This is a genomic window from Pseudoalteromonas sp. P1-25 (assembly GCF_001401805.1).
GTDB lineage: Bacteria > Pseudomonadota > Gammaproteobacteria > Enterobacterales > Alteromonadaceae > Pseudoalteromonas.
This window is the reverse complement of record NZ_LKDW01000013.1, coordinates 36796-54276: the sequence shown is the minus strand read 5'-3', so window position 1 is coordinate 54276 and position 17481 is coordinate 36796. Positions and strand designations below refer to the sequence as shown.

The 17481-nt window shown below is 42.2% G+C and carries 16 protein-coding genes; 7 read left to right on the top strand and 9 right to left on the bottom strand.

From position 1 onward, the window contains the following. Positions 1-18: 18 nt before the first annotated feature. A complete protein-coding gene (locus AN393_RS10080; RefSeq protein WP_055017999.1) occupies positions 19-1044 on the bottom strand; it encodes a polysaccharide deacetylase family protein in 1026 nt (341 codons plus the stop codon). Positions 1045-1086: 42 nt separating this feature from the next. Between AN393_RS10080 and AN393_RS10075 the strand changes: the two genes are divergently transcribed. Next, positions 1087-2358 carry an MATE family efflux transporter gene (locus tag AN393_RS10075; protein ID WP_055017968.1) on the top strand — a complete coding sequence of 424 codons (1272 nt, stop codon included), beginning with the start codon at positions 1087-1089 and terminating at the stop codon, positions 2356-2358. A gap of 9 nt (positions 2359-2367) precedes the next feature. Here the strand turns inward: AN393_RS10075 and AN393_RS10070 are convergent, their stop codons facing one another. Together AN393_RS10070 and nfuA are read right to left on the bottom strand one after the other, a co-directional pair. Beyond that, on the bottom strand, positions 2368-2637 hold the full coding sequence (locus AN393_RS10070) for a hypothetical protein (protein ID WP_029774191.1): 270 nt from the start codon (positions 2635-2637) through the stop codon (positions 2368-2370). A 6-nt stretch (positions 2638-2643) separates the two neighbouring features. Beyond that, positions 2644-3219, bottom strand: a complete 576-nt coding sequence (gene nfuA, locus AN393_RS10065; protein ID WP_055015452.1) for a Fe-S biogenesis protein NfuA — start codon at positions 3217-3219, stop codon at positions 2644-2646. Positions 3220-3365: 146 nt separating this feature from the next. Here nfuA and AN393_RS10060 point away from each other — a divergent pair, with 146 nt between their 5' ends. Further along, positions 3366-5921 carry a M14 metallopeptidase family protein gene (locus tag AN393_RS10060; RefSeq protein WP_055017998.1) on the top strand — a complete coding sequence of 852 codons (2556 nt, stop codon included), beginning with the start codon at positions 3366-3368 and terminating at the stop codon, positions 5919-5921. 8 nt (positions 5922-5929) lie between these two features. Here AN393_RS10060 and AN393_RS10055 read toward each other — a convergent pair whose 3' ends face one another. After that, the gene (locus AN393_RS10055; RefSeq protein ID WP_055017967.1) at positions 5930-6607 is read right to left on the bottom strand and encodes a ComF family protein; all 678 of its coding nucleotides are present in this window, start codon (positions 6605-6607) and stop codon (positions 5930-5932) included. A 73-nt stretch (positions 6608-6680) separates the two neighbouring features. Between AN393_RS10055 and bioH the strand changes: the two genes are divergently transcribed. The 3 genes from bioH (at position 6681) to AN393_RS10040 (ending at position 8682) form a co-directional block, all read left to right on the top strand. Continuing rightward, positions 6681-7418: a pimeloyl-ACP methyl ester esterase BioH gene (gene bioH, locus AN393_RS10050; RefSeq protein ID WP_055017966.1), complete on the top strand. Its 738-nt coding sequence runs from the start codon at positions 6681-6683 to the stop codon at positions 7416-7418. A gap of 89 nt (positions 7419-7507) precedes the next feature. After that, the gene (locus AN393_RS10045) at positions 7508-7816 is read left to right on the top strand and encodes a hypothetical protein (RefSeq protein WP_055017965.1); all 309 of its coding nucleotides are present in this window, start codon (positions 7508-7510) and stop codon (positions 7814-7816) included. A gap of 5 nt (positions 7817-7821) precedes the next feature. Continuing rightward, positions 7822-8682, top strand: a complete 861-nt coding sequence (locus AN393_RS10040) for a putative metalloprotease CJM1_0395 family protein (RefSeq protein WP_055015448.1) — start codon at positions 7822-7824, stop codon at positions 8680-8682. 245 nt (positions 8683-8927) lie between these two features. On the opposite strand, the gene AN393_RS10035 is transcribed toward AN393_RS10040, so the two are convergent. The 4 genes from AN393_RS10035 to greB all read right to left on the bottom strand — a co-directional run bounded on the left by AN393_RS10035 (position 8928) and on the right by greB (position 13010). Further along, a complete protein-coding gene (locus AN393_RS10035) occupies positions 8928-11249 on the bottom strand; it encodes a Tex family protein (RefSeq protein WP_055017964.1) in 2322 nt (773 codons plus the stop codon). Positions 11250-11460: 211 nt separating this feature from the next. Continuing rightward, positions 11461-12042, bottom strand: coding sequence for a CBS domain-containing protein (locus AN393_RS10030; protein ID WP_055015446.1), 582 nt, complete (start codon positions 12040-12042; stop codon positions 11461-11463). Positions 12043-12092: 50 nt separating this feature from the next. Next, a complete protein-coding gene (locus tag AN393_RS10025) occupies positions 12093-12404 on the bottom strand; it encodes a hypothetical protein (protein ID WP_055015445.1) in 312 nt (103 codons plus the stop codon). Between the two features lie 132 nt (positions 12405-12536). Continuing rightward, positions 12537-13010 carry a transcription elongation factor GreB gene (gene greB / locus AN393_RS10020; RefSeq protein ID WP_055015444.1) on the bottom strand — a complete coding sequence of 158 codons (474 nt, stop codon included), beginning with the start codon at positions 13008-13010 and terminating at the stop codon, positions 12537-12539. Between the two features lie 185 nt (positions 13011-13195). Between greB and ompR the strand changes: the two genes are divergently transcribed. Then, entirely contained in the window at positions 13196-13915 is a 720-nt protein-coding gene (ompR, locus tag AN393_RS10015) for a two-component system response regulator OmpR (protein ID WP_055015443.1), read from the top strand. Positions 13916-13920: 5 nt separating this feature from the next. Continuing rightward, positions 13921-15237 (top strand): two-component system sensor histidine kinase EnvZ, encoded by a 1317-nt coding sequence (gene envZ / locus AN393_RS10010; RefSeq protein WP_055015442.1) that lies wholly within the window; start codon positions 13921-13923, stop codon positions 15235-15237. Positions 15238-15282: 45 nt separating this feature from the next. Here envZ and AN393_RS10005 read toward each other — a convergent pair whose 3' ends face one another. Then, the gene (locus tag AN393_RS10005; RefSeq protein ID WP_055017963.1) at positions 15283-17325 is read right to left on the bottom strand and encodes a glycoside hydrolase family 97 protein; all 2043 of its coding nucleotides are present in this window, start codon (positions 17323-17325) and stop codon (positions 15283-15285) included. Positions 17326-17481: the final 156 nt, after the last annotated feature.

Here is a 17481-nt window from a genome sequence, read left to right as displayed (position 1 = left end):
AGTTATAGCTTGTAATTACTACTGAATAACCCACGGTTGTGAAAACCAATAGTAACTACCAGCATGCTTGATAGAAGGCGCGGTACAATTAAAGCGTGAGCGACCTTTATTTAGCGCCTTTGGCGAGTCAATTTTTACAGTCGTGTCGTTTATCCACGTTAATTTCGCCTGCCCTACACTTGATACATAGCACGCAAACTGACTTTTATGAAAATCGCCCATTTCAAACTCAATACTCAGTGTTGGTGGATTTTGCGAGGTTACACTGTCTTGGTAGACTAGATTTTTTATATTAAACGCTCGTGAGTTTAATTTTGTGATTAACGTATCTAATTTACTATAAAAGCCAGAGGCTGGAAAACGGGGCAAACGTGTAAAATTAGAATTACTATTAACCGCACCTGAGTGTTGGCCTATACCAACAAAGCCAAGTTCTTTTACAAGCTCTTGTAGTGTGTTGTTAAACTCGCCATACGGGTAAGCAAGGTATTTGTAATCGTGACCTATTTCTTCTTTAATGCGTTGTTGCGAGTGCAAAATATCTTGTTTTATACGAGCCCGCCATTGCGCATCGCTCTCATTTTTTAGCTTGATATGCAGGTAGTCATGTTGGGCTGTATGATTTGCAATTAACGCTCCCTTGCCAGCGAGCTCTTTTAATTTTTCCCACCCCATTACGTAGCCTTTGCCTTCATCAATAAGGGTAGGGTTTACAAAAATAGTATAGGGATAGCCAAATTTTTCTAAAATTGGCGCTGCTTGTTCGTAGTTATTGTTATAACCATCGTCAAAGGTGATAGCGACTGTTTTCTCAGGTAAGTTTTTGCCCTGTTGTATAGCGTTTATTAGCTCATTTAGCGCTATAACATTAAAATTGTGTTCTTTTAAATAGTTCATGTGCTTGGTAAAGGTATTTGCGCTTACACTGGTCACAGCCGGAAGGGTTTCGCTTACATGGTGATACTGTAGAATAACTGCCGCATGAGCACGTACTGAAAAACAAATGAGAGTAATTAAAACTAAATGAAACAATTTCTTAAACATAATAAGGCACACCATAAAAGCTTGCTGTTGCTAGCGGGACCAATGATATTATCAAATATTACTGTCCCACTGTTAGGAATTGTTGATACTGCTGTTATCGGCCACTTAGGTAGTGCACATTACTTAGCGGGGATTGCACTTGGCTCAACGGTTATTTCTATTTTATTTTGGCTCGCCGGTTTTCTGCGTATGAGTACCACAGGGTTAGTAGCCCAAGCATACGGGCAAAATAACTTAACACAGTTGGCTGCGCTTTTAAAACGCAGCTTATTGCTGGCTGCGTTTGTGGCGTTAGCGCTTATTGCTTTCTCCCCCTTGATAAAACAAGCAATCTCTTTTTTGTCAGGCGCAAATAGCGAGGTTTTAGCGCAAGCATATCAGTATTTTAGTATTCGTATATTTAGTGCCCCTGCCGCACTGTGTAATTTAGTGCTGCTAGGGTGGATGCTTGGCGTACATTATGGACGTGGGCCATTTTACTTGCTGCTAGTGACCAATATTACCAACATAGTGCTCGATATATATTTTGTGGTGTATTTAGACTGGGCAGTAGCGGGAGCAGCATGGGCGTCGTTAATTGCAGATTACTGTGCGTTGGCTTTTGCGTTGTTACTAGTGATTAAGCTCGCAAAAAGGCAAGGCGTGGCGCTAAGCGTGCCAAACTGGCTTAGTATCAGCAAAATGACAGAGCTACTTAGTTTAAATAGAGATATATTTATTCGCTCTTTAATTTTGCAACTGTGCTTTAGCTTTATGACTTTTTATGGTGCGCGCTTAGGCGAAACAACGCTTGCAGCAAATGCAGTATTACTTAACTTTTTAATGTTAGTAAGCTTTGCGCTTGATGGCATTGCCTATGCAAGCGAAGCCAAAGTTGGCCAAGCAAAAGGCCAGCAAAGCGTTAATAATATCAGGTTATGGGTAAAAATAAGTGTGTTTTGGGGAATGCTTTTTGGCGTGTTGTACAGCGTATTTTTTGCTGTGTTTGGTAGCGCTATTATTAAGCTTTTAACTAATGTGCCCGAAGTGATAGAAGCGGCGACAAATTACTTACCGTGGGTAATCGTATTGCCTATGTTAGCAATGAGCTGCTTTTTGTTTGATGGCGTATTTGTAGGGCTTACACGGGCAAAAAATATGCGTAACAGTATGATTCTTTCAGCTGCTGTTGGCTTTTTTGGGGTGTTTTGGGTGTTTATAGAGTGGCAAAATAATGCATTATGGCTGGCCATGAGTTGCTTTATGTTTATGCGCGGCGTTACGTTAATTATTAAGTACTTGCAGTTAAAAGCAACGAATCAGCTACTCGATTAAGCAAACGCGTCATTTCCATAGGTCGGGGTCGTGATCTTTTGGCCCCATATCTTTTAAAACTTGTGAGAAACGATTGGCAAAAATACCGCTATACCCCCATGCAGCAAAAAATAATGCCGGGATTAAAATAACCACGCCTATAATTTGCAAACTAAAATGAGTGTAGTAGCCAAGGGCTATAAATATCACGGCTAGCACAAACAGTGCTAAGCCGCGAAAAAAGCGCGTTAAACTCAACTTAGGGTTGCTCCCTAAGCGATAAATAAGCGGCTTTAACATTATTGCTTAGTAATAAGAGTGATCGCCCGCTTGGTGCTCGGTAATATCGGCAACACCGGTGATTTCATCAAATTTAGCAACCATTTCTTTCTCGATGCCCTCTTTTAGGGTTACATCGATCATAGAACAGCCATTACAGCCACCACCAAATTGAAGTACAGCAATACCTTCAGCGGTTACTTCAACTAAGCTTACTTGGCCACCATGGTTAGCTAGCTGTGGGTTTACTTCGGTCTCAAGCATGTGTTGAACACGCTCATTTAGTGATGCGTTATCGCCTAGTTTACGTGCCTTTGCATTAGGCGCTTTTAACGTTAACTGAGTGCCCATTTTGTCGGTAACAAAATCAATTTCAGCTTCCTCTAAAAAAGGGGCGCTTTCTGTATCTACTACGGCATCAAAACCATTAAAGTTAAGACGAATATCGCTGTCTTCTACGGCGTCTTCTGGGCAATAAGAAACACCACATTCCGCTTGTGATGTACCAGGGTTTACAACAAACACACGAATATTAGTTTGTTGTGCTTGATCTGCTAAAAGTTTAGCAAAATGCGCTTGTGCTGTTTCGGAAATAGAAATCATAAAACCGTCTATACTTGACTAAATTACTCGGATACTGCATATCATACTCCGCTCATCGTGTTGCGGCTAGTGTTGAGCGTAAAAAGTTGGCATCTATTTTAAGCAATGCTAGCGTGCAAATAACAAACATTTTTAGAGTGATTTATATGCGCTGGATAGTAACTATAATGGTGGTAATGCTTAGCTTTTCAAGTATGGCAAAACCACTTTCGTATTATTTTGAACAAGATGTAGAGTTTGATAAAACAATACCCACCCCACAAGACGTACTTGGTTACGAAGTAGGTGAGTGGCATGTAAGGCACGACCAACTTGTGCGTTATATGGAAATTCTAGCGCAAAAAAGTAATCGTATAAATTTTGAAGTAATAGGGCGCACACACGAGCAACGTCCGCTTGTGATGCTAAGTATTAGTAGCGCTGAAAAACTCGCTAATTTAGAGCAAATTCGCCAAGCGCATTTAGCCCGTTTAACAAACAGTGAGCAAGCTAAAAACACACAAAATGAGCCTGCTGTAGTTTGGATGGGATACAGTGTGCACGGCAATGAGTCATCAGGCAGCAATGCCGCTTTATTGGTTGCGTATTACCTTGCTGCAGCGCAAGGCCCAGAAATAGAAAAGCTATTAAATAATACCGTTATTTTGCTCGACCCTTCACTTAACCCCGATGGCTCGGCTCGCTTTGCCAATTGGGCTAATAGTAATCGGGGGATGAACTTATCAAGCGACCCAAAAACGCGTGAACACGTAGAAAGCTGGCCAAGTAGCCGTACAAATCACTATTGGTTTGATTTAAACCGCGATTGGTTATTGCTACAACACCCAGAGTCGCGAGCACGCATTGCTAAATTTCATCAATGGAAGCCAAATATTCTTACCGACTTTCATGAAATGGGCCCTAACAGCAGCTACTTTTTTCAACCTGGTATTGCTAGTCGCAAGCACCCAATCACCCCAGATGAAAACGTAACGCTTACTAAAGCTATAGCCAATTACCATGCTAAAACCTTAGACAAAAATAATGCCCTTTATTTTACCGAAGAAAGCTTTGACGACTTTTATTACGGCAAGGGTTCAACCTACCCCGATGTAAACGGCGGTATAGGTATTTTATTTGAGCAAGCAAGCTCACGTGGGCATGTACAAGACACCATAAACGGTACGCTTACCTTTCCTTTTACTATTAAAAATCAGTTATTAACCAGCCTATCAACCTTTAAAGCAGCGGTAGATAACCGTGAGGCGCTATTAACCTATCAGGCAAAATTTTATAACCAAGCAATTGATTTAGCACATGATGAAAGTTTTGAAGGCTATGTGGTTGAGGGTGCTAAAGACAGCACCCGCATTAAGCTATTTTTAAACCTGTTAAAGCAGCATCAAATAAATGCTTACCCACTTACCAAAACGCTAAAAGCCAATGGTAAAAACTTTTCTACAAATAGTTACTTTGTCCCGCTGGCACAACCTCAATTTAGATTAGTTAAGGCTATTTTTAGCGAGCAAAAAAGCTTTGCCGACAACACATTTTACGATGTATCGGGTTGGACCCTTGCCCATGCGTTTAATTTAGAGTTTGCAAAAGTAAAAAGTAGTTGGGGTTTAGAGGTTGCAAGTACTGCATGGCAAAAAGCCGTTAAACCATCATTTGCTGCGTTAAAGCAAAGTTATGCATTTGGTTTTGCCTGGGATGATTACTTAGCACCTAAAATGTTAAATAGCTTGCTAAAGCAAGGCATTAAAGCGCGTGTAGCGTTAAGCGCATTAACAGCTAAAAGCAGCACCACCGAAATAGACTTTGCACCTGGCAGTATTATTGTTCCTGCTGGGTTGCAAACGAATCCTGATTGGGTGGCTATTTTAAACGATGCGCAAACCCAATTTGGTATTGCGATAAAGCCTATTACCACCGGTCTTACTAGTAAAGGCGCCGATTTAGGGTCGCGCACTATGGCAGTATTAAACGAGCCAAAAGTACTGCTTGTGGGCGGTAAAGGTGTAAGCCAATACGAAGCAGGCGAAGTTTGGTATTACCTAGACCGCTTTGTCGGTATTTCTCCGACCATAGTAGAAATGGAGCGCTTAGGTAGCCTGGACTTAAATAATTACAGTCACATTGTACTAGCGAATGGCAATTACTCGGGCTTACCTGATAGTGATAAAGTTGCCATTAAAAGCTGGGTAAGAAAAGGCGGCGTAATTTGGGGCCACAAAGGCGGCGCTAAATTTTTAGCCGATCAGCAATTACTTAAAGCTAATTATTTATCTAGGCAAGATGTAGCCAGCGCTTTTAATACTCAAGGGTTAAATTACGCAGATAAAGACCATTTAGCAGGGCGACAACGCATAGCCGGCGCTATTTTTAATACCGATGTGGACACCACGCATCCACTTACATTTTCGCTTAATCGCGAAACATTGCCAGTATTTAAAAATAGCACCTGGTTATTAGAAAAATCATCCGCACCGTTTGTAAACATACTCACTTACCCACAAAAACCACTACTAGCAGGGTTTACCGATGGCGTAAATGAGCAGCAAATTGCCGGTGCAGCAGCCATGATTGCTCACTCATACGGGCGTGGCAGTGTTATTGCGATGACCGATAACCCCGTTTTTAGAGGATACTGGTACGGCACAAGTCGATTACTCAGTAATGCGTTATTTTTTGGCCATACATTTAGAGTGAGAGGCGATTAAGTACACTGTTAAAGTGGCGTTAAACAAGTAACAAAAGCCCACACTTGTTTAGCGCCCGCTTCCTTTAATACTCGGGTAGCTGCGTTGAGCGTTGCGCCTGTGGTCATTACATCATCGACTATTGCCACTGTTTTTCCGCTCATATCTTGTGTACATACAAAGGCATTTTTTACATTTTGAATCCGTTTGGTTTTAGATAGTCGGGACTGTGCTTGCGTGGCTTTATTTCGTGTAAGCGCATTACTAATGCAAGCGTGTTTGGCTAAACAAGGCTGCCATACTTGACTGACCTGATTAAACCCTCGTGTTAAAAAACGGCGTTGATGCAAGGGTAGAATGATAAAAATGTCGGGCTGGGTAGCTAAATTTTCAAAAAATAGAGCAAGTTGGCATTTAATTACTTGTTGCAGTGCTTTTTTATAATGAATTTGATTATTAAATTTGAGGCGTTTAAGCCAGTGCTCAAAAGGGGGTTGGTAAAAAGCGCAGGCAAAGAGCTTATCAAATTCGCAATTTGGAAATATTTCTACAATATCAGGGCGGTGTAATAAATTGCTGTGCTTATTCAAATCAAATACGTTTAAATCTGCCAAACAATAGTTACACAGAGCCTCTTGAGTACTAACAACCCCCTGACACTGCAAGCAGTAAGAGGGAAACAGCCAGTTAAAGAATGTGTGCTGCATTGGCAGCTCCTTGCGTTGCTTTCGCGTTATTAACCGTTATGATGGAGCTAAGTTTGGTTAAGGTTAGGCAAATATGCAAAGCGAGTTAGTTTTATTACATGGTTGGGGTATGAATCAAGGCGTATGGCAATTAGTGCAGCCAGAATTAACGTTTTTATACAGTGGCTCGGTGCGCAGTATTGACCTGCCTGGCTTTGGCAACAGCAATAGCTGCCCAAGCCCTTATAATTTTCACGATGCGGCTGAAATCGTAAGCGAGCAACTTAGCCCTAGCTCTATTGTAATGGGTTGGTCGCTAGGAGGGTTGTTTGCATTGTATATTGCAAAGCATTGGCCTGAAAAAGTTTCAAAAGTTATTTTAGTTGCCTCAACCCCTTTTTTCGCCGAGGCAGATGAGTGGCCTGGCATAAAAGCCAGCGTGCTTGAGCAATTTAAAGAGCAATTAGTTAATCACCGAGAAAAAACCATAGAGCGCTTTTTAGCTATTCAGGCTATGGGGAGCGAGTCGGCACGCGATGATATAAAACAGCTAAAGCAATTGTTAAACCAGTATAACGCCCCAGAAAGTGAGGCGTTAAGTGCGGGTTTAAGCATTTTACAAAATGATGATTTGCGCGACGTATTTACACATTGCCCAGTGCCTATAAAAGCGATATTTGGTCGTTTAGATGCGCTGGTACCTTACAAAGCAATTAATAAAATGGCAGCACTAAATACAGAGTTTGAATACGAAGTACTAGACAAAGCTTCGCACGCGCCGTTTATTTCTCATAAAAGAGAGTTTTTATCTGTCGTTAAATCAATGCTTTAAAATAGCCTAAAGAAAGGTCCTGTTTAAAGCTTTATTTTGCCCATAAAGTGAGCGATAATTAAACAATATTTATTTTTTGGAGGTACAGCATGGCTATTGGTTCAGTATTTAATAGTGGTGTAGAAGGGTTTAACCGTGCAAGCCAAGGTATAGAGCGAGCAAGCGCAGAGATAAACCGTGCCACCATTGAAGAGCAAGACGATACACAGCTAGCCCAACAGCGCCAGTTAACAGCAGCGAGTTCAGATGAAGCTGTAACAGCGCCTGTTGCACAACCCGCTCGAGTTGACGAAGCGCTTGTTAATTTAAAAGTCGAAGAATTTAATGCCAAAGCAAACACGCAATCTATTCAAACGGCTGATGAAGTGCTTGGTACGCTAATCGATATTAAAGCTTAAACGTTATGAATATTGTCACGCCATTTCCGTCTATCAATATAAACACCGCCAATGTTTATACGGAAACCGCTCGGCGTGACAACCAACTGCGCGACGTTATTCCTGCCCCTGCCCCTAATAGTGCCAGTAACACAGAAACCAAAGCGCAAAGTGATGCTGATAAAGCAAAGCTGCCAACAAGTGCAGACCCCGCCACGTACGATGCAACCGGTAAGCTGAGTGATGAGCAAACTGTTGAGCAGCGTCAGCAAGGCAGCGAAGATTCAAATAACGAACAGCAACAAAATCAACAAGCAAGCGCAGACACCTCCGAGGAAGAACAAGAGCAGCAACAGCTTGAAATAGAACAGCAGCAAATTAAAGAGCTTAAAGCGCGCGACACTGAAGTGCGTGTGCATGAGCAAGCTCATGCATCGGTGGGTGGGCAGTATGCAGGCTCGCCAAGCTATGAATACCAACGTGGACCAGATGGCACTAATTACGCGGTAGGCGGTGAGGTACAAATTGATGTATCTGTAATCCCCGACGATCCGCAAGCCACTATAGAGAAAATGCAAACGGTACGTGCAGCCGCACTTGCCCCAGCAGAGCCATCAAGTGCCGACAGGGCAATCGCGGCTGATGCAACCCAAAAAATGGCCGCAGCACAAGCTGAGTTATCAGCCCCTGCTGACGATGAAGCGCGAGCACAAGAGCCACAAAGTGCGTTATCAATAAACGAAACCAGCACCGCTGAGTCTCAAAGCGATACAAATACAGAGCAATCACGCGATCCTGAAGTAGACGCTCGAGCTGGCCGTATTGCTAATTTTTATCAAATGACTAGCTCGCCACAAAACGAGAGTGGTTTTTCTGCGTTTGGTTAAAACTAGTTAAGCATAATTAAAAAAGCCGCTCAATGAGCGGCTTTTTAGTTTAAGAAGACATCACCTCTTATAGCAAAAGGGGATTATACAAATCCGCATTAATATTTAATCATTTTCAGGGGCTAAACGTGTCGCTATCTGCGTTAAAAAATTCTCATTTAGAACAACTAAATAGCGAATTTTTTGCTTTGCTATCAACATGTTTATCCACCCTAAAATAAATCACTTAATTATACGGATTGGTATTATTTTTTTACTTTTGCATTAGCAAATGCATCGGCAAAGGCATTACCCATCATGGCGTTACCGTTATCGCGCTTTGGTTTTGCTGCACGCGGTTGCTGGCCTTGGTTACTGCGTTGCTTTTGCGGCGCAGCAGCGGGTTTATTGCTTGTGTCTATTTCATCATCTAAGCGCATAGTAAAGCTAATACGCTTACGTGGGGCATCTACCTCAACCACTTTTACTTTTACAATGTCACCGGCTTTTACTACTTCGCGAGGATCAGAGATAAACTTATTAGTAATTGCCGAAATATGCACTAGACCATCTTGGTGTACACCTACATCAACAAACGCACCAAAGTTAGCTACATTAGAAACCACACCTTCCAAAATCATTCCAGGTTTTAAGTCTGTGATTTTTTCTACGCCGGCTTTAAATTCAGCAGTTTTAAACTCAGGACGAGGATCGCGCCCAGGTTTATCTAGCTCTTTAATGATGTCGGTTACAGTAGGTAAGCCAAACTTCTCGTCGGTGTAGTCATTAGCAACCAGTTTATTTAAAAACTCGCTGTTGCCAATTAAGCTATTTACATCAAGGTTGTTACGCTCACAAATAAGTTTAACAACAGGATAAGCCTCAGGGTGAACAGATGAGTTATCAAGTGGATCTTTCCCGTTATTAATTCGCAAAAAGCCTGCAGCTTGCTCAAACGCTTTTGGTCCTAAACGCTCAACTTTTTTAAGTTCGCTACGTTTAGTAAACGTGCCGTTAGTGTCGCGGTAATTTACTATATTTTGCGCTAAGGTTTTATTTAACCCCGACACGCGAGTAAGGAGCGGCACCGACGCCATATTTAAATCAACACCCACAGAGTTTACACAGTCTTCTACCACTGCGGTCAGTGTTTGACCCAATTGGCTTTGCGATACATCGTGCTGGTATTGGCCTACACCAATTGATTTTGGCTCAATTTTAACAAGCTCGGCAAGTGGATCTTGCAGGCGACGCGCAATAGATACCGCGCCACGTAAAGACACATCTAAATCAGGAAATTCATTCGCTGCAAATTCAGACGCAGAATAAACAGATGCACCGGCTTCGCTTACCATAATTTTATTTAATTTAAGCTCAGCATTAGCCTTAATAAGTTCGCCTACTAGCTTGTCAGACTCGCGTGATGCGGTTCCGTTACCAATCGCAATAAGCTCTACTTTATGCTGGCGACATAATTGCTCTAATGTACGCAACGATTTTTCCCAGTGATTTTGTGGCGCGTGGGGGAAAATAGTTTGCGTTGTAAGCAATTTACCTGTGCCATCAACTACGGCAATTTTACAGCCAGTACGTAACCCAGGATCGAGGCCAAGCGTGGTTCGTGGCCCAGCAGGCGCGGCCATAAGTAAGTCTTTTAAGTTTTTAGCAAATACATCTATAGCGCCGGTTTCGGCTTTTTCTCGCATGGCTGCTAAAAATTCATTTTCTAAGTGTAGGCCAAGCTTTATTTTCCAAGCCCATTGCACAACGCTTAACAACCATGCGCTAGCTGCTTTATATTTCACGTCTAAGCGGTAGTGATCAGCAATCATTTGTGCGCATAGCTGGGCTGCATTTTCGCTGCTTGGTTCTGGGTTAACACTTAGCTGTAAAATACCCTCGTTTCGTGCGCGTAACATAGCAAGTGCACGGTGCGAAGGGACCTTTTTAAGAGGTTCTTGATGATCAAAGTAGTCGCGGTATTTGCTACCCGCTTGCTCTTGACCGTCAATAAGTGTGCTTTGTATGGCGCCGTGTTGGCTAATGTGGCTTCTAAATTTTGCTAATAACTTAGCATCTTCTGCAAAGCGTTCCATTAAAATAAATTTAGCACCATCAAGGGCTGCTTTGGTATCTGTAATACCTTGGTCGGCATTAATATACTGCTGTGCGTGTTGCTCAGGGTCTAAGTTTGCATCGTTAAATAGCGCATCGGCAAGTGGCTCAAGGCCTGCTTCAATAGCTATTTGACCTTTGGTACGGCGCTTCGCTTTATAAGGAAGGTATAAATCTTCAAGCTCAGTTTTGCTTTGCGAGCTGGTAATATCGGCACTTAGCGCTGGCGTTAATTTATTTTGTGATTCGATGGTTGATAAAATAAAGCTGCGGCGCTCTTCAAGCTCGCGTAAATACGACAAACGTTGCTCTAAAAGGCGTAATTGCGTGTCGTCTAATCCACCGGTAATTTCTTTACGGTAACGCGCAATAAAAGGAACCGTTGCGCCCTCATCAAGTAATTTTGTAGCAGCAACAACTTGTTGCTGTTGTGCATTTAGCTCAGTGGCTAAACGTGCAGAGATATCGCTCATGCATAAACCTTTTAATACAAAAAATAAAACCAGAAAATCCCTCTGGTACTGTTATACCCAGCTTATTAAAGTTGCTATTTAATGAGTTTGGTAGGTATTTATTAGTTGAATAATATCACAGCAGGTTGTAATAAAAAGCTCTTAAAGCAAGCAATTTTGCTTGCTTTAAGATGGTTGGCTTGGCTGAGCTGACAAAGTGAAAAAGCGCGCTTTAGTGAGGGTGCTCTACACTTTCTAAAACATCACTAAACGTGTGAGCAATAGGGGTAATATGTACCGGAATATGTAACGTTTTAGCTATTTGACGCGCCGAAATTAAACCGCATATTTCGTTATTAGTGGTTGTTGCTAATAAAAACATACTGCCTTGATGTTCCATTGTTTGCAGTGCATCGCCAATACTTGCATAGCTTAGGCTTTGCATACTTACACCACTAAGTTGGCTAATAGGTGTCATAATGTAGCGAAGGCTCACTTCATTGCGAGTGGTATTTAACCGCTGTGCAATGGCTGTAATTTTAGCGCTTTGTAAGTCGGCACTTGAAACAATACCAATTAATTTTTGCGCCTCATCAGTTACCAATACATAGTCAGAATGCTCTGCTAACACCTGTTTAAGCGCATCGTTAATTGTTGTGTCGTATGGAGCGCGAATAGGCGTTTTTTGGGTAAAGTTATTGATTACGGTTAATGCCGGAGACGTTAAATCAATAGCGGCTTGTTGCTCTTCAAACGTGCTTGCAATAACAGCATTAGAAATATTTTGGGTACGCAATTCTTTAAAGTTAGACATGGTAGTCACCTTATTCGTTATAAAATTTAATCAAAAAGTAAAATTGTGAATTAAATTAAATAGCTAGGTGGACCACGTTGATATGCCGTACTAAAAGGACGGTTTAGGTTTGTACTTTGGTAAAAAGATGAAACTACATTAGGTAGCGGTTGAAACAACCTAATAGCAAATGCATTAACATGAGAATCTAAGTCAATGTCGGGGGGGGCTTGGTCAGGAAATTCACAAGCGATAAAATGATTAGATACACTGGCGTTATCTATACTTACTTCGGTGGTATTGGCGTGCAGCGTCAAACTCACACTCATTAAAAGTGCAAACAATACGGCATTACTACATATGCGCTGTACTAAGTTTGACATAGCCATTACCTTAAAAATCAGGTTAAAAATAAACCTGCGAACTTAATATATATCCTAATGAGATATATTACACAATAAAAAATTTAGCTGATCTGAATCAATGTCATTCCCTATTAATAATGTTATGGGGGATTATTTTTGATATTCAATACTATTTACATACCATTCTTTTTTACCTTGTGGTGTAGGTACCTCAAAATCATCATCTACTTGTTTTTTTATTAGGGCGCGCGCCATAGGTGAGTCAATTGATATGTAGTCTTTGCGGTCGTATATTTCATCAGGCCCCACAATTCTAAATTTTTTTATCTCGCCTTGTTCGTTTTCTATTTCTACCCATGCACCAAAAAATACTTTACCGTCTTGCTGCGGTGAGTAATCAATAATTTTTAAATCGGGTAGGCGTTTTCGCAAATACCGAACGCGGCGATCAATTTGGCGCAGTAAGCGCTTATTGTATTGATAATCTGCGTTTTCTGAGCGATCGCCAAGGCTTGCCGCCCAACTTACTATTTTAGTGACTTCAGGGCGTTTAACGTTCCATAAATGGTCGTGCTCTTGCTGTAATTGTATGTAACCTTCGCGGGTTATTAAATTTGTTTTCATCGGCTTTTATTCATTAACTCTAATGCTGTGCACGTTATTAAACTTGCTAAAATTTGTCGAGTGTAAAATTTATTAAATTAAGCTTTGAAATGTTCAGTAACAATCTAAGCGCGCAATTAGATTTTGATTATTAAGTTTTTCATTTATATTAACTATTAATTGGAGATAAAAATAAGAAACAAACAATGGGACACGAAACCACAAAAGTATTAGTTGTTGATGACGATATGCGCCTGCGCAGCTTACTAGAGCGTTATTTAGTAGAGCAGGGGTTTATTGTTAGAACCGCCGCAAACTCAGAGCAAATGGATAGACTCATTGAGCGAGAAAACTTTCACTTAATGGTGCTTGATTTAATGCTACCAGGCGAAGATGGCTTATCAATTTGCCGCCGGCTACGCCAAAAAGAAAACGAAATTCCTATTGTGATGCTGACAGCAAAAGGCGATGAGGTCGACCGTATTATTGGTTTGGAGCTAGGCGCAGATGACTACATCCCTAAACCGTTTAATCCGCGCGAATTACTGGCTCGCATTAAAGCTATTTTACGTCGCCGTGCTAAAGAAGTGCCGGGCGCACCCGCAGCAGAAGAAAACCTTATTGTGTTTGGCCAATTTACACTTAACTTAGCCACCCGTGAAATGAGTGAAGGCGATAAAACCATTTCGCTCACCAGCGGAGAATTTGCCGTGCTTAAAGCCCTTGTATCGCACCCGCGCGAGCCACTGAGCCGTGATAAACTAATGAACCTTGCTCGAGGGCGGGATTACAGCGCCCTTGAGCGCAGTATAGACGTGCAGGTTTCGCGACTTCGCCGCATGATTGAAGTAGATGCCGCCAACCCGCGCTATATTCAAACGGTTTGGGGTTTAGGTTATGTGTTTGTTCCTGACGGTGAAAAGTAGTTTATATGGGATTTTTTCCGCGAAGTGCGTTTGGACAAACTGTATTTTTAGTGGCCGCTTTACTGCTAATTAACCAAATAGTGTCCTATGTTACGGTAAGCTTTTACGTTGTAAAACCGACCATAGAGCAAGTAAACCTTATGCTTGCAAAGCAAATTAAAACGGTGTTTATAGACTGGGAAGATGGCGTAGAAATAAACGACGAAGTATCTGAAAAATTTTTTGAAATTACTGGTATAGAAGTGATGACGCAGCGCGAGGCAATGCGCCAAGGGCTTGGTCAAACCCGAGAGTACTCGATGCTGTCGCGTAGTATGTCTGAGCAATTAAATGGCTCGGCGCGGGTGCGCATTAGCCAAACCGACCCACTGATTTATTGGGTAGAAGCGCCGCAAGCGCCGGGGTATTGGGTAAAAGTACCGCTTAGCGGGTATCAAGAAAACAATCTCGAATTTTTAACCTTTTACTTATCAAGTATTGGTTTTTTAAGTGTATTAGGCGGCTGGCTATTTGCGAGGCACTTGAACCGGCCATTAAAGGCGTTGCAGCAAGCTGCTATGAAAGTAGGTAAGGGCGATTTTAGCTCTAAGCTTGAAGAAGAGGGCTCCAGTGAAGTAATCGAAGTGACCCGTGCATTTAACCAGATGTCGCGTGGCATTGCCGCTCTTGAAAACGACCGCCGTTTACTCATGGCTGGTGTTTCTCATGATTTACGTACCCCGCTAACTCGTATTCGTCTTGCAACCGAAATGATGAGCGATGAGGATGACTACCTTCGCGAGGGCATCATATACGATATTGAAGATATGAACGGCATTATCGATCAATTTATTGAGTATTTACGCCACCACAAAACAGATGAGCTTGTTTGCGAAGATATAAACGCACTCGTGTCTGAAGTGGTTAATTGTGAGCTTAAACATCAGCGTGTTATTACCTTTAAAGGTAACCCTAGCGTGGGACTTGTTCCGTTAAGCAGTGTGGCTATTAAACGTGTAATTACTAACATGATTGAAAATGCGCTGCGTTATTCTGACGGCGACATAGAAGTTTTAAGCTACTTTAATTCAAACAAAAAATACGTTGTGATAGCGGTAAACGATAACGGGCCAGGCATTCCAGAAAGCGAACTTGAATCGGTGTTCGAGCCCTTTAAGCAAGGAGATGCAGCGCGTGGCAGCGAAGGTAGTGGTTTAGGCCTTGCCATTATTAAGCGTATTATTGATATGCACGATGGTAAAGTTAAGCTTGAAAACCGCCCAGAGGGTGGCCTAAGTGCACAAATTTATTTACCGATAAAAATACAAAACTCTGCACAGTAAGCTGTGCAGAGTTGGCTATTTTAATAACTTTAATAGCGTTAAAACTTAAAGTGCTTTAAAGCGGATTGCTGTACCACCACTTGTTGCTAGTTTTAACGTTAGCTTGTCGTTTGCGCTAACTATGCGCTTTTCGATATCTAAATCGTACGGATTGTTTTTCCATTCAGCGTTTTTACCGTCTTGGTATATCTGCGCTTCAAACTTTTTACCCTTTTCTAAAAAGTCGAGTTTTACCTCAATAGTACGGGCTTTTTCATCGGTTACGGCGCCTAAATACCAGTCGTTTCCTGAGTATTTATCGCGTTTGCGCTCTTTACGGGCAAATACAATAAAATCGCCCACTTCGCCATCAAGCGCAATGCTTTGCTGCCAATCGGTGGGTACGTCTTGAATAAATTGAAATGCATCAGGCTTAGCTAAATAGTTTTTAGGTAAGTCGGCGGCCATTTGAATCGGACTATATAGCACTACATACAGTGCAAGCTGCTTGGCAAGCGTTGTTTGCGGGCGGTTTGTATTATCGCCTAAGCCATTAAAACTCATATCAAAAATACCTGGGGTAAAGTCCATAGGCCCTGCCAGCATACGGGTAAACGCCAGCATAGGAATATGCTCTGGTGGGTTAGGTGGCGTGCCCCATGCATTAAACTCTTGGCCGCGTGCCCCTTCGCGGGCAATCCAATTTGGGTAGGTACGACGCAGGCCGGTGTCTTTTATTGGCTCGTGGGTGTTAATACTAATTTTATGTTTAGCAGCCAGCTTTACGTTGTACAGGTACTCGTTAACCATAAATTGGCCATCGTGCCACTCATGACGGGCAATGCCGTTTTCGTCTATGCGCTTTATATTACCGCCGTCGGCCACATAACCCGTTTTAACTTGGCTTACATTTGATTTTTCGTAAAGGGCAAAGGCCTCGTCCATTTGGTCGCGATAGTTACTTACATTACCCGATGTTTCGTGGTGGCCAATTAACTGCACGCCTTTTTGTTTGCCATATTGAGTAAGGGCCGCTATATCAAAGTCGTCGTAGGGTTGTGTAAAACTAAATACATCGCCATTAAAAAACCAGTCACCGTCCCAACCTATGTTCCAGCCTTCTACTAGTACGCCATCAAAGCCATATTCTGCGGCAAAGTCCATGTAGTATTTGGTGGTTTGTGTGGTGGCACCGTGCTTTTCGCCGCTGCCCCAGGTTTGCGTGTTTATATGCATGCCCCACCAAATACCCACGTATTTACCAGGTTTTACCCACGATACATCACCGAGTTTATTAGGCTCGTTTAAATTTAATATTATGTCTGAATTGACTAAGCCAACCGCGCTGTCGGCAATTTGAATGGTGCGCCAAGGGGTATTAAACGCCCCTTGCTTTTTAACAGCAATGCCGTCTGACCACGGTGTTAAATCGGCATTAAAAGTGCCTGGGCGGCGCTGATTAAGCACCATACCTGCGTAATCAACTAAGGCTGCTTCATGAATGCTTATATGGGTACCGTCATTGGTTTTTAAGGTGAACGGCGTATGCGCAAGGGGGACGTCATTTAATGCGGTCGTGTTGTAAACGTATTCGTATCGGTTCCAACCGCGGGCGGGTATCCACCAGGCGGTGGCATTGTTGTTATTGTTAATGACAAACTCGGTGAGCTCTTTGGTAATGTGTGTTTGCTCAAAGCCTGCTTGTTTTGGCACTTCGTATCTAAACCCAACGCCACTATCAAAAGCTCTAAAGCGCACTGTGTAGGCTGCCCCATTAGGCTCGTTTTTTGTAAACGTAACCGCAACTTCGTTGTGTTTATCAGTAACCGTTTGTCGCTCGCCCCAAGGTTGTTGCCACTGGGTATTTACGCTTTGCTGCTTAACATGGGTAATTTTAAAACCATCGCTAAATGCCGCTTGGGTTTTAAATTCAAAACCCAGGCGCGATGCGTTTATAGCGGGTTTGTTTTTAAAGCTAATAGCGTAGCTGGGTGTGCTATTTTCATCTGAAATAGTCACTTTTATTTGTGAATTAGGTGATTCAACTACAGCGGTTTGTGCAAAGCTATTGCCAGCAAACGCCAGTAGTAAAAGTGCGGATGTTCTCATTGTGTGTCCTTTGATGAGTCGGTGGTGACCTTTAAGGATAATGGCACTGAGTTGTTAATACGACTGTCTACATACGTATTCAATGTTTTAAAAAATAGAAAGAATTTAACGGTTTAATCGGTCTATAATGTAAACAAATTGATAATAGCGATTAGC

Excerpts from the sequence above, each read along its gene's own strand:
- AN393_RS10080 (WP_055017999.1), bottom strand. The coding sequence starts at position 1,044 with ATGTTTAAGAAATTGTTTCATTTAGTTTTAATTACTCTCATTTGTTTT.
- AN393_RS10075 (WP_055017968.1), top strand. The coding sequence starts at position 1,087 with ATGATATTATCAAATATTACTGTCCCACTGTTAGGAATTGTTGATACT.
- AN393_RS10070 (WP_029774191.1), bottom strand. The coding sequence starts at position 2,637 with ATGTTAAAGCCGCTTATTTATCGCTTAGGGAGCAACCCTAAGTTGAGT.
- nfuA (WP_055015452.1), bottom strand. The coding sequence starts at position 3,219 with ATGATTTCTATTTCCGAAACAGCACAAGCGCATTTTGCTAAACTTTTA.
- AN393_RS10060 (WP_055017998.1), top strand. The coding sequence starts at position 3,366 with ATGCGCTGGATAGTAACTATAATGGTGGTAATGCTTAGCTTTTCAAGT.
- AN393_RS10055 (WP_055017967.1), bottom strand. The coding sequence starts at position 6,607 with ATGCAGCACACATTCTTTAACTGGCTGTTTCCCTCTTACTGCTTGCAG.
- bioH (WP_055017966.1), top strand. The coding sequence starts at position 6,681 with ATGCAAAGCGAGTTAGTTTTATTACATGGTTGGGGTATGAATCAAGGC.
- AN393_RS10045 (WP_055017965.1), top strand. The coding sequence starts at position 7,508 with ATGGCTATTGGTTCAGTATTTAATAGTGGTGTAGAAGGGTTTAACCGT.
- AN393_RS10040 (WP_055015448.1), top strand. The coding sequence starts at position 7,822 with ATGAATATTGTCACGCCATTTCCGTCTATCAATATAAACACCGCCAAT.
- AN393_RS10035 (WP_055017964.1), bottom strand. The coding sequence starts at position 11,249 with ATGAGCGATATCTCTGCACGTTTAGCCACTGAGCTAAATGCACAACAG.
- AN393_RS10030 (WP_055015446.1), bottom strand. The coding sequence starts at position 12,042 with ATGTCTAACTTTAAAGAATTGCGTACCCAAAATATTTCTAATGCTGTT.
- AN393_RS10025 (WP_055015445.1), bottom strand. The coding sequence starts at position 12,404 with ATGTCAAACTTAGTACAGCGCATATGTAGTAATGCCGTATTGTTTGCA.
- greB (WP_055015444.1), bottom strand. The coding sequence starts at position 13,010 with ATGAAAACAAATTTAATAACCCGCGAAGGTTACATACAATTACAGCAA.
- ompR (WP_055015443.1), top strand. The coding sequence starts at position 13,196 with ATGGGACACGAAACCACAAAAGTATTAGTTGTTGATGACGATATGCGC.
- envZ (WP_055015442.1), top strand. The coding sequence starts at position 13,921 with ATGGGATTTTTTCCGCGAAGTGCGTTTGGACAAACTGTATTTTTAGTG.
- AN393_RS10005 (WP_055017963.1), bottom strand. The coding sequence starts at position 17,325 with ATGAGAACATCCGCACTTTTACTACTGGCGTTTGCTGGCAATAGCTTT.